This window comes from Pseudomonas gingeri, assembly GCF_013385425.1.
Taxonomy (GTDB): Bacteria; Pseudomonadota; Gammaproteobacteria; order Pseudomonadales; family Pseudomonadaceae; genus Aquipseudomonas; species Aquipseudomonas gingeri_D.
The window spans coordinates 1-12,498 of sequence record NZ_JACAQA010000043.1 but is presented as its reverse complement, the minus strand read 5'-3'; the positions used below and the strand labels follow the sequence as shown (position 1 = coordinate 12,498).

The window sequence follows — 12,498 nt, the reverse complement described above, 5'->3', positions numbered from 1 at the left end:
ATCAAGCCCAGGGTGGCTCGATCTCTCAGGGTTTGACTAGGGCGCCGGGATCAAGGCTGTTCAAGGGTTTTGAAGGGCGAGCCGTTCGTGCCACGTCGCATCAGGTGGCCGATGCTCATGATCACCAGCGGCGTGAACAGCGCGATATAGGCATTGTCGATGCCCCACGGATTGCCGGCCAGGAACCATCCGACGGTCGCCACCAGGGAGGCGATAATGCTGATGAACGCGGCTTTCGGCGTGCCGAATTTAGGCGCGTAGAACACCATCAGCACCAGCACCGCCAGGGACGCGCGCAGGGCTTTGCCGAGGAAGGCGATCATCAGCACCTTGTCGGAGGTCAGGGCCAACGCGATCGGCAGCAGGCCGACGACGACGGTCGCCAGTCGGACAAAACGCAGGGATTTGACGTCGCTTTTTTCCGGGTTGAACCAGGGCTCGTAGAAGTCCCGCAGCAACAACGTGGCCGAGCCCATGCTCACCGCCGAGATGGTGCCGAACAGCGAACCGGCCAAACCCGCCACCACCAGGCCGGCGGTCAATTGATCCATGCTCGCGATCAGGCGCGGAAAGGCTTGCAGCGAATCCACCTGGGGAAACAAGGCGGCGCTGCACATGCCGATCAAGGCCGCGCCGATACCGAAGGGAATCATCAGACCCGCGCAATAGAAGCACGCCCGTTGCGCCTTGCCCGCGTCGCTGACCGTGTTCACTGCTTGAATCACATACTGGGTGGAGAAGATCGAGCCGATGCCGGCGATCATCCAGGCGATGATCTGACCCCAGCCGATGGCGGTCCAGTCGAACATGCTGGGCGGCAGTTGAGTGCGCAGTGCGCTGATGCCGCCGACCTGTTTCAAGCCGAACCACAACGCCAACCCGACGCCGAGGTACTTGAGGCTGGCGTGGACGAAGTTGGTATAGATAACCGAGCGCATACCGCCGATGCTGACGTACAGCACCGACACCACACCGACAATGATGATCGCCAGGGTGCGATCGACTTGCAGCACACTGGCCAGCACCGCGCCGCCGCTGGCATAGATGGACACCGCGACGATTTCCAGGGCGAAGATGGTGATGATCGAGGTGGCAAAACGGGTTTTCTGCCCGTAGTTGCGCGACAGCACGCCGGAGATGGTGTTGTCGCCCAGGTCCTTGTATTTGCGCGCCAGCAGCCAGGCGAACAACACAAAGCCCAGGGCCAGGGCGAAGAGGTTCCAGGCGGCGGAGATACCGGTTTTGAAGCCGGTTTGCGCGGTACCGATACTGACGGCGGTGCCGATAAATTCCGACAGCATCAAAAAGCCGATCAGAAACGCCGGAAAGTGCCCGCCGCCGGTGGTGTAGTTATTGGCGCTACGCGAGTGCCGACGCACACCGAAACTGATCAGCGCGAGGCTGAGCATGTAGAACGCGGTGATGGAAAGGACGATCCAGGAGGAGTGGGACTGCATGGTCATTGCCCGATCAACGTGATGAAGGTTGAGGGAAATGCAGCAGGGGCGCGTTCGCAGGCTGGGTTCATGGTGATGCTCTTTAAGTATTGTTGTTGTGGCTTTTAGCTTCCTACCTTTGGTTTTAGGTGTCTAATATTGAGTAAGTATTGGTGAATACCTTAAAGGTATCGGTGCGGGCCAGAAAGACGTTGAACTATTGGAGATGAAACATTCCGATTACCCTTGTAGGATTGGTCCTTCAGTTCCCGACGAGTCAGAAAAATGGATGTTCACTCGATTCTTGCCTTCACCCTGGTTGGGGGTATTGCCATCGCCAGTCCTGGTCCCGCGACGTTGATGGCATTGAACAACAGCATCACCTACGGCCCGCGCTCCACCCTGTGGTCGTCACTGGGTAATGCCAGTGGCCTGTTCTGTCTGTCGGCGGCGGCCATGCTGGGGCTCGGGGCGTTGCTGGCCAGCTCCGAATGGATGTTCAACGCGGTGAAGATCGCCGGTGCCGGTTATCTGTTCTATCTGGGCGCCAAGCAGTTGTTGAAAAAGAGCCCGGTACTGGCAGGTGAAGCTCAAGGTCACCCGACGCGCAACAGACCGTCGCGCGGCAAACTGTACAAGTCGGCGTTCCTGACGGCGGCCACCAACCCCAAGGCAACGATATTTTTCACCGCGCTGTTCCCGCAGTTCATCGATCAAAGCGCTGCACTGCTGCCGCAATTTCTGATCCTCACGGCGATCTTCATGGCCTTGTCGCTGACGTCCTTGAGTTTGTATGCCGCACTGGCCTCTCGCGCCAAAGGCCTGCTGATCCGTCCCGTATTTTCCAAATGGGTGAATCGGGTGGTGGGTTCGACCTTTATTGGCTTTGGTGCGGCGGTACTGAGCATGCGTCGGCAGAGTGTTTAGGGGAGGGGGAAGCTGTCGAGCGTGAGCGGCGGCAATCGGCCAAGAGCTGACGTTTCAAGGTATATGAGGCAGAGAGGCTGCTAGAAAAAGGGGGCCACTCAAATGTTCGCCTTCTGCACTCCAGAGCAAGAATCCACATGACTACACCTGCAACCCAGTATCCCATCGAGAAACACAAACACCTCTATGCCAAGTGGTGCGCCGCCGCAGCGTATGGCCGCGGTCTGGCCGGCGGGGGTAATTCCCTGGCTTTCGATCTGATAGAGGCAAGCGGCCTGGGCCTGGTAACCGGGCCAGAGAGCATCGGCCAGAACGTCGATAAATGGCAGATCGGCTTCATGAAGAAGATAGAGGTCGAGGCTGCGCGCTTGGGCGTGACCGATTTCTCCTTCGGCCGTGCCCAGAAGCTAGTCAACATCTACTTGAAAACGGTGCTGGTCTGCGGTGGCCACCACCAGCACCCGAGAGTCGCCTTGCTCCACCCTCCGCTGGATTTCGAACTGTTCAAAGGATTGCGCAGTTTCCTGTCGAAGAACCGCGTCGCGATGTGCAAGGCGCGCTCAGCATTCATCGCCGCGCAAAAGCGTAATCCGCGATGGACTAAGTTCTCTGAGGCTGACTACGTGGCACACATAGATGTCATCAAGTTGCTGATGGACGGCAAGCCGCTCTACCAGGTCGAGGAGCACTGGGAACTCTGAGCAGGTCAGAGGTTGGAGCGAGTTATAGCCAACTTGGAGCTCTCTCGAGAGGCGGCTAAGGGGCGAAAGGGGGTAGTCACAACAGGCTACTATCGACTCGAAGCGGACGGTTATCCGCTAACGGCTAGCTAAGATTCGGGTCTTCCGGTTGAGAGTCGCTATGATGCTTCCGCAGGTCGTTCTATTCAAACTACGGAGTAACCTGCTCCGCGGAATACTGCCAGTGGGTGTGGTTGGGGTCGAGATGGACTTGCCCCTACCAGACCGGACACCAATTCCCCGTTAAATTGATGCCGCTGCCAAGCGCCTAAATTCTCTCGGCGACCTATATTTCAGCGCGCTGTGCGGATGCTGCTCGTTGTAATGCTCGAAGGCAATCGTCAGATTGCGCAGCGCTGTTTCTCGATCAGGCTTGGGCATGTGCGCCACGTAATCTCGCTTGATCGTCTTCACGAAACTCTCCGCCATACCGTTGCTTTGTGGACTGCGTACCGGCGTGGTCACCGGCTGCAAGCCGATCTGGCGGGCAAACAAGCGGGTCTGCTCGGCGATATAGGCCGAGCCGTTATCGCTCAGCCACTGCACGGGCGTGTTCGGCAGTTGATCACCAAAACGCTTCTCCACGCTTTCCAACATCAAGTCTCGGATGTCATCGCCGCTGTAGCCGGTCGGGCTCGCAACCCAGCCGATAGCCTCTCGATCACAACAGTCCAGGGCAAAGGTCACGCTCAGTTTTGCACCATCGTCGCAACGGAACTCAAAGCCGTCCGAACACCAGCGTGTATCACTGGTTTTCACGGCAATACGGCCTTCATGCCGGCGCGGTACGCCAGGCTGTTTGATGCGACGTTCAAGTAGCAGGTTGTGATCACGCATGACCCGGTAAACCCGCTTCACGTTGATGGCGGGCAGCAACTGGATTTCACGTGCGCGGCGTAACAAGCCCCAGACACGACGGTAGCCATAGCTGGGCAGTTCGCTGACTTGCTGCTTAATCTCGGCGACCAATTCCGTATCGTTCACGAGCCGGCCTCGCCGTGCGACGGGCGATATCGATTGCTTGCTTCGAACCGTTAATTGCGAGCGCGACACACCGAGACATTCGCTGACCAGTTTCACTGGTCGTCCCCCGGCAACAAGGGTGAGTGCGCAATCCATTTTCGCGACCGGGCGATCTCCACGGCCTCTTTGAGGACTTCCGCTTCCATCGTCTTCTTGCCCAACATCCGTTGCAATTCGCGGATCTGTTTGAGTGCATCACTCAGCTCAGACGCCGGCACCACGGCCTCGCCAGCACTAACCGCCGACAGGCTTCCGTCCTGGTACAGCTTGCGCCACAGGAACAGCTGGTTGGCGTTGATGCCGTTGCGCCGGGCAACCACGGACACGCTTTGCCCAGGCTCAAGGCTCTCGCGAACCATGGCCAGCTTCTGGTCGGTACTCCAGCGGCGTCGGCGTTCCTGGCCGAGCAGCTCGCCACCCTTATCGTTGCTGTTAGTCATAAACATACCCGTTTGCCTATCCCTTATCTTAAGGGGGGAACGGTGTCCTGTCTTTCATGGGGCTCGTTCACGAGAGAACTTTAATCGTCGACGTCAGAGTGCATTTTTGAGTCGGTATTGACTACTCTGCGTTTGCATCTACATTGATGGCCATACGATTTCACGGTAGGGACATCATGCAGATCGAGCGCGTTGAGATTCAGAATTTCAGGTTGCTTCAAGACGTCAGTCTTGGGCTTGAAGCTGGAACCACTTTGATTGTCGGGCGGAACAATTGTGGCAAAACGTCTATTGCCGAGGTGTTTCGTCGGCTGCTCTCGGACAGGGTGCCCTCTTTCAAATTGGAGGACTTTTCCCTCGGCTGCCACGAGCGGTTTTGGACAGCATTTGATGCGTTGCATAATGGTGTTCCCCGTGCCGACGTCGCAGCCATGCTTCCAGCGGTCCAAGTCACGCTGGACATTTCTTACGACATCAACGCGCCAGATCTGGGTTCGCTCAGCGAGTGCATTGTGGATCTTGATCCAGATTGTTCGTGCGCACGCATCGTCCTCACGTATGGGTCGAAACCTACAGCTCTGGATTCATTGTTTGAGGCAATTCCGCTGCCCGGAGATGAACAACTTGAGCGGTCTGCGTTTTTTAACCTGATCAAGGTACGCCTAGCATCGTCTTACGAGGCTCGACTTGAAGCTGTCGACCCTAACGACCCCACGAATCGAAAGGATCTTGAACTCAGATCTCTCACCACCCTGATCCGCGGAGGATTTATCAATGCGCAACGCGGACTGGACGACGACACGCATCGGGAGCGCGATGTTCTTGGCAAAGTGGTTGAGGTGCTTTTCCAGTCGGCCTTGACGGATCCGACTGATCCTCAAAAGCGCACAACCGCTGAACAACTTCACGGTGCCGTTGAAAAAATTCAGAAAGATCTTCATGACGGCTTCAATGCCGGCCTGACATCCCTACTCCCGACATTCGAGCTGTTTGGATACCCGGGGCTCGATGATCCCGGCCTTACTACCGTCACGACCTTTGATGTCGAGCGGCTGCTTAAAGACCATACGCAGGTTAGGTATCGGGGCGTAAATGGGCTGACTTTGCCGGAGAGCTACAACGGTTTAGGCGTTCGCAACCTGGTATACATCCTTCTTCAGTTGCTGAAATTTTTCAGGGAGTTCCAGGCAACGCCAGCAGCGGCAAGTGTCCACCTCATTTTCATCGAAGAGCCTGAAGCACACTTGCATCCCCAGATGCAGGAGGTCTTCATCCGTCAGCTCCATCTGATCAAAGGGGAGTTTGAGAAGCAGCTGAACGACAGTCGGCCATGGCCAGTGCAGTTTGTGATTTCCACTCACTCTCCGCATATGGCCAACGAGGCGCGCTTTGAAACCATGCGTTACTTCTTGTCAGCGGCCGATGAACACGGTATCCGGCAGTCAAAAATCAAGGACCTCAGACAGGGGATGGGGGGCGTGTCCCTGCCGGATAGAGACTTTCTGTACCAGTACCTCACGCTCACGCGCTGTGATCTGTTCTTTGCAGACAAGGCAATTTTGGTTGAAGGCACATCTGAGCGTCTGCTTCTGCCGACCATGATTGCCAAAACTGACGCAGCCGCGGTCGGCGAGCCTAAGCTTGCGAGTCAATACGTGACTGTGATGGAAGTTGGTGGGGCGTATGCGCACCGATTCCATGACCTTCTCTCCTTCCTGGAGCTGCGTACCCTGATTGTGACGGATATCGATTCCGTTAAGCCAAACGCGGACAACAAACGAAAGGCTTGTCCCGTAGCAGAAGGCCAGTTCACCAGCAATGGATGCCTCAAGGACTGGTTTGAACCCAACATCTCTCCGACGCAACTGCTTGCAAAAACGTCGGCAGAGAGGACGAAGGGAACTAGGCGCCTGGCGTACCAGGTACCTGAGGTGGCCGATGGACCATCGGGAAGGAGTTTTGAGGACGCCTTCATTCTGGCAAATCTGGGCCGATTTGATTTAGGCCAAGGTGATGCAGCGCTTTTGGCTTATGGGCTTGCGGCTGATCAGAAAAAATCTGAGTTCGCTCTGAAATATGCGATTGAGGATACGAATTGGGCGGTGCCTAGATATATCGCAGAAGGATTGCGATGGTTAGCCGTTGGCGCTCCGGTCGTCGATGCACAGGTAGCTGTCCAAGCAATGGCCGCCGTCGCAGAGGCTGCCGGCCAGGTAATAGCCGCTGAAAGAGGCAATGGTGATGCCTAACCGTCAGGAGAGCCCAGCAGATATTGCCGGTCGACAAGCACTAGAACGCATGTTCGCATGTCTCGACGAAGGCCAAAGTTTTCGACTCGAAGCCGGAGCAGGTGCGGGCAAAACGTACTCTCTGGAGAAGGCTCTGAGCCTTCTGATCGAACGTAGGGGAACTGCCTTGGTCCGTCAGGGGCAGCAGATTGCGTGCATCACCTATACCAACGTTGCGAAAGACGAAATCATCTCTCGTTTCCAGGCCCACCCTGCGATCCGAGCAGAGACGGTGCATGGCTTCTGCTGGTCTGTTCTCAAGGATTTTCAGACCTCGCTTCGGACCTTCCTCAGTGGCCAAGACTTTTGGCGAGAGCGCTTTGAACCTCTGGGAGGCATAGGCGGGAGACGAATCCATTACGAAATGGGCATCCCTAGGGTCTCTGACGAAGAAGTCTCAATTCGGCATGAAGATGTGCTCACCTTGATGATTCAAGCGTTACCGTCGCAGAAATTCAGGGCGGTGATCACCTCGCGATATCCCATTTTGTTTATCGACGAGTATCAGGACACCGATGAGCAGTTCTTCGAAGCGTTACGGTCATGGTTTTTGGATCGTGCAGAGGGGCCATTGATTGGTCTCTTTGGGGATCATTGGCAAAAAATCTACGGTTCAGGTTGTGGTTTGGTTGAACATGAAGCTCTTCAGGTGATCGACAAAAACGCAAATTTCCGATCTGCCTCTCGTATTGTCGACGTACTCAATCACATGCGGCCGGAATTACTTCAGATGGTGAGTGACCCCGAATTGATCGGTGAGGCTCGGGTGTTTCACACCAATGGTTGGCCTGGCGTTAGACGAACAGGACAGGGTGGTGGGCATTGGAAAGGTGATACTAGCCCTGATGCTGCACGTGCATATTTTTTATACCTGAAAGCGCAGCTCATCGCTGAAGGATGGGACTTCTCTCCCAAGAAAACCAAGATTTTGATCCTCAACCATAGCGGCATTGCCCGGGAGCAGGGCTACGAGTCCATTCCACCGATATTTGGGCGGTTCAATGAGTCGTGGTTAAAAAAAGAAGATCCGCACATAAAGTACCTTACTGATCATCTTGAACCCGCTTGCGCGGCATACGCTCAGCGCCGTTATGGCGAAATGTTCAAACACCTGGCGAGTGACCGTCCAACAATCCGTCAGCATGGCGATAAAGTGGCGTGGGTCGAAGCCATGGACACACTGGACGAGCTGAGGCTGACAGGAACCATTGGCGACGTAATTGATCACCTCCGCAGGGTGCCCCAAATGCAATTGCCCGATGCCGTGGTGCGGAACGAGCAAAGGTTGGAGGCTGCTGGGGAAGAGGTGAGTGACGAAGAACCTCGGCGGGTTACGCAGCTGCGAAAGTTGCGCGGGGTACCTTATCGTGAATTGATAGCACTTGATGAGTTCATCGATGGGCACACGCCCTTCGCGACCAAGCATGGGGTCAAGGGAGCTGAGTTTGAGAATGTGGTCGTTGTCCTGGGACGCGGCTGGAACGAGTACAACTTCGCTGAAATGCTCGAATGGTGTCAGGCTGGGCCTCCTGCGGATAAGCGTGCGCGATTCGAAAACAATCGCAACCTCTTCTACGTGGCGTGCTCACGTCCAAAAATACGTTTGGCACTATTGTTTACCCAACTGCTCAGTCCAAATGCGCTTCGGCAGATTACAGCTTGGTTCGGCGACGAATGCGTCATTGAGCTTCCCCCAGAGCCGGGTAACTGAAAGAGGTATTGTGCCCAACACCACGCACGGCATTCTCAGGCATGTCATTCCTATTTCCTTCGGCTTGTAGTCTTCCAAAATACGTCTCCAGGTGTTGATATTTCGCAAGACATTCTTGATGAGTTAAAAACTGATTGCGGATCAATTGAATAATAGGATCCCACACGGGGGAGGGCGCTCATGATTGACGATGACTACGGCCATGACAGGGACTATGTGCCTTCCTATCTCCACCCAGATCAGATTCCCCAATACGCATTGGGTGAGTCTCTGACATCGCTGAAATTCTTCAGCACGGATATGAACCTTGTCAGTCAGTCGATGAACCTGACCATCGTCGATGAATTCGTGATGGATTTGGAGTACGACTACCTCCGTGCGAAATTCAACGAAACCTCCAACCCCTATGACTCGGTCTTCCTTGCCGCTCAGTCACAGATGTGGATTTTCAGCGCTTATGAGGTCATGCGAACGTGGATTGAGAAAGCCAAAGGCTACGTCAAAACTGCTGAGAATTCAGGACTTCACCTAAAGCTCAAAGACCTCAACCGCGACCGGGGATATATCAACTACACAGCTCTACAAAGGGCGGATGAGGTTCAGGCTCTGATTGATGACCCCTCGCTTGTGAAGGCGCTGGAGGACGATCTGGCGCGTATCAATTTCCTTTTCATTAGGCTGGAGACCCTACGTGTCGCCCTCGCCAAGCATGAGGTCAGGAAGCGTCCTAGCGCGATGATGGTGGGTGGTACTGTGGGGTACATGAACCGGGAATGCGGCTCGCTGGAGTATCAGATGAATAGCGGCATGATTATTCAGGGAAATATTTCTCGCAGGGACATTGCTGATGGAATTCGGGCGATTCCAGACTTCACCGTTCCTACGGCAGAGGAAATGAAAAGCTATGAACTGTTCATGAGGGGGCTTTCCGATGATGAGGCAACGGAGCTTTTCAGAAGCTTCGAGTGAGCAAGTGGGTCTGAAATTATTTGTATCCTAATTCACGATGATGAGAAAACCGCGACGTTGTAAATCGGGACATTTTCCGGTCCGAGTTGATTCTTGAATGATGGCCTGATGGCTGTTGTAATTCATTCCAGATGGTTCGGCTGCACGATGCCGTAAAGTTTTATCTTACGTTGCAGCATGGAGCGCGAAATATTAGCGGTCACCGACTGTCGCGCTCGTTTTCCAGCGCTGGCGCTGCAACAGCTCCAGCAGGCGGGGCGGCGCAGGGCTTCGAAATCGCTGATAGACCATTGATCACGGGCCGAATCGATCGGGCATGTCCCGCCAGGCTGCGCTCGAGTAAAGCCCCCACAGCACGCCGTTGAGCATCAAGCGGGCATCAGCTCTCGGGCGTCCGGTGCACCGATATGTAGTAAAAAGATCGGCGATCTATGCCCCAGTCCGCGCCAGAAAGTTCATATCGCTTGTAGTGAAAATGTGACAGATTTATTTTCTATCCTGAGACGTCGGCTGATCGCTTACAGCATCTTGTTGCACTGACCGGTTGAGCCCGCCGTCCCATTTTTCTCAGATGTCCAGTGTGACTGGCGGCAATCGGCCACAAGTGGACAGTCGCTAGGCTAGCAACCAAAGTATCAATATATGTTGTTGATGAGGTCGGATTTTAGCGTACTTTGGTTAGTCTCTACATCTTGGAGCCACAATATATACCCCTTCATACGCTACAGTCTCAACTGAAGGTAAGGCTTGAAAGTGTGCTAGCTATTTGCTATCTTCTGAAGTGGCTTATGGGCAGATTTTGGATCGCGTATCGCGATCAGTGGAAAAATTGTCCGAAAGGATTGCCCCCTATGAGACTTGTCGCTTCTTGACAGTCCCTACAGTAGCGTAAGAGTGCCCATAAGCCACCTTCCCCCTCCGCTTGAAGCGATAAAATGAGAAAAGTAGACGCTCTTCGAGCTGTGCGTACGAAGTCTGAGCTTGCACTGCTTTTGGGTTTTAAACCAGCAGCCTTCACTTATCTATTATATAAACTCAAGCCTTCAACACAGTATCAAAGCTTTACAATTCCGAAAAAGAGCGGCGGAACTCGCACGATCTACGCTCCATCTGAACGACTGAAAGCATTGCAGACTTCTCTTTCTCTGTTGTTGCAGGACTGTAGTGAAGAAATAGAGAAAGCTTGGGTGGGAGGGAGTGATTCAAAATCTACACTTTCACACGGCTTCGTGCGCAAGCGCTCGATCATTACAAATGCCATGATGCATCTGCATAAGAAAAATATTCTCAATGTGGACCTGAAAGATTTTTTTGATAGTTTTAATTTTGGGCGAGTTAGAGGTTTTTTCATAACTAATCGAGAGTTCTGTCTAAACCCAGACATTGCTACAGCCATCGCACAAATTGCATGTCATGATAATAAACTACCGCAGGGTAGTCCTTGCTCTCCTGTAATCACTAATCTTATTACAAATATTTTAGACATAAGGCTTGCGGCGTTGGCGCGGTCCCACTCATGTACGTATTCTAGGTACGCTGACGATCTGACTTTTTCCACCAGAGAAAAAGTGTTTCCTTCGCAAATAATGAAAGAAGATGTAGGAAGCTATACCCCTGGAAAAAAGCTCAAAAGCGAAATCAAACGCGCCGGCTTTGAGCTCAACCATAAAAAGACAAGAATTCAATATATGGATTCGCGTCAAGACGTTACCGGTCTGATTGTAAACAAAAAGCCAAACACAAGATATGAATACTGGAGAACAGTAAGGTCTCAATGCCACTCATTATTCAAAAGTGGATCATTTACTAAAAAGGTTGACGGAAAATTTATTGAAGGGAATATTTTTGAACTCCAGGGTCAGCTAAATTTCATTGATCAAATTGATTATTTTAATCGTTTGAGACAGCATCCTCCGCTGAATCCAGAATACGCATTGTCCAATCATCTAATCAATACGCGCAAACTTTTGACAGGGAGAGAGGTAGTATTCAGTCGTTTCTTATACTATCGCCATTTTTATGGTAATGAGACTGCAACAATACTATGTGAAGGGAAAACTGATAACGTTTATTTGAAATCTGCTCTGAACAAGCTTGCCCTGAAATATCCACGGTTAGCCATACCTAAATCTGCAGCAAACCCTTATAAACTACTGGTCTCGTTCATGAACTACACCGAACGCACCCGTTTTTTGCTACAGCTCTACGGCGGCACGTCTTACCTTCATGTATTCCTTAATTCATTTGAGGAACATTACAAATTTTATAATGCGCCGAAACCGAAAAATCCTGTGGTTGTTGTATTAGATAACGATTCGGGCTTCAATAGTATCGACGGATTGCTAAAAGGGAAGCTTTCCGGAACTCCTTACCCTGATACATTGAGCAAGAGTGAATTTCGAAAAGCAGACTTTATTCATGTTACTAAAAATCTCTATGTGGTGCTGAATCCCTTAGGCCCCAAAGGAGAGTTTTCGGCAATTGAAAGCCTCTTCAGTCCAGCGACACGTAATATTAAAATTTCGGGGAAGTCGTTTAATCCTGAAAATAACATGGATAAGAACACCGAGTTCGGTAAAGAAATATTCGCGAGTAAGGTAGTTGTGGCTAACAAAGATACCATTGATTTTTCTGGGTTTGATGTGCTGTTGAGCAGAATCACTATGTGTTTAGAACATTATGATTTGATAAGGTAGTAGTCTGTGCAGGCTCATATTCGCAAAAAACAGGGCTTTTTGAGCGAGTCTTAGTCCATAGTCAATGGCCAACCACTACAGTTGCCATTGCCATGCGAATCACACACCTTGTATCGGTGCCGCCAAATTGCTCGGCTTTCCAGGTCGATCTCGCCCTTCAGTTTACATCGTCCTATCGGATCTTAAGTTTAGTGTCATTCGGGCGGGAGTCATTTTTAATCCAAAAAATGGGCGTTCACCTAACAACTGTAGTGGTCAACTGATCCCG

At 52.6% G+C, this 12,498-nt stretch carries 8 protein-coding genes and 1 pseudogene; 6 read left to right on the top strand and 3 right to left on the bottom strand.

All coding sequences use genetic code 11. The features are described from left to right. Nucleotides 1-50 precede the first annotated feature (50 nt). On the bottom strand, nt 51-1,457 hold the full coding sequence (locus tag HX830_RS30700; RefSeq protein WP_177104508.1) for a sodium:solute symporter family protein: 1,407 nt from the start codon (nt 1,455-1,457) through the stop codon (nt 51-53). A gap of 264 nt (nt 1,458-1,721) precedes the next feature. Between HX830_RS30700 and HX830_RS30695 the strand changes: the two genes are divergently transcribed. Further along, a complete protein-coding gene (locus HX830_RS30695) occupies nt 1,722-2,363 on the top strand; it encodes a LysE family translocator (protein WP_177104506.1) in 642 nt (213 codons plus the stop codon). A gap of 137 nt (nt 2,364-2,500) precedes the next feature. Further along, nucleotides 2,501-3,064, top strand: a complete 564-nt coding sequence (locus HX830_RS30690) for a hypothetical protein (RefSeq protein ID WP_177104505.1) — start codon at nt 2,501-2,503, stop codon at nt 3,062-3,064. A 282-nt stretch (nt 3,065-3,346) separates the two neighbouring features. On the opposite strand, the gene HX830_RS30685 is transcribed toward HX830_RS30690, so the two are convergent. Continuing rightward, nucleotides 3,347-4,566 (bottom strand): IS3 family transposase gene (locus tag HX830_RS30685; RefSeq protein ID WP_218171439.1). Its coding sequence is split into 2 segments (ribosomal slippage): nt 3,347-4,221 and nt 4,221-4,566, totalling 1,221 coding nucleotides; the frame shifts between segments, so codons are not numbered across the junction. 176 nt (nt 4,567-4,742) lie between these two features. Here HX830_RS30685 and HX830_RS30680 point away from each other — a divergent pair. The 3 genes from HX830_RS30680 to HX830_RS30670 all read left to right on the top strand — a co-directional run bounded on the left by HX830_RS30680 (nt 4,743) and on the right by HX830_RS30670 (nt 9,534). After that, nucleotides 4,743-6,815, top strand: a complete 2,073-nt coding sequence (locus tag HX830_RS30680) for an ATP-dependent nuclease (RefSeq protein WP_177104503.1) — start codon at nt 4,743-4,745, stop codon at nt 6,813-6,815. After that, entirely contained in the window at nt 6,808-8,565 is a 1,758-nt protein-coding gene (locus tag HX830_RS30675) for a UvrD-helicase domain-containing protein (protein ID WP_177104501.1), read from the top strand. The genes HX830_RS30680 and HX830_RS30675 overlap by 8 nt, the downstream gene beginning before the upstream one ends. Nucleotides 8,566-8,745: 180 nt before the next feature. After that, nucleotides 8,746-9,534: a hypothetical protein gene (locus HX830_RS30670; RefSeq protein WP_177104499.1), complete on the top strand. Its 789-nt coding sequence runs from the start codon at nt 8,746-8,748 to the stop codon at nt 9,532-9,534. A gap of 297 nt (nt 9,535-9,831) precedes the next feature. Here HX830_RS30670 and HX830_RS30665 read toward each other — a convergent pair. Next, nucleotides 9,832-10,018 (bottom strand): annotated as a pseudogene (locus HX830_RS30665) (transposase); the annotation flags it as partial. A 451-nt stretch (nt 10,019-10,469) separates the two neighbouring features. Here HX830_RS30665 and HX830_RS30660 point away from each other — a divergent pair. Continuing rightward, the gene (locus HX830_RS30660; RefSeq protein WP_177104497.1) at nt 10,470-12,230 is read left to right on the top strand and encodes a retron Ec67 family RNA-directed DNA polymerase/endonuclease; all 1,761 of its coding nucleotides are present in this window, start codon (nt 10,470-10,472) and stop codon (nt 12,228-12,230) included. Nucleotides 12,231-12,498: the final 268 nt, after the last annotated feature.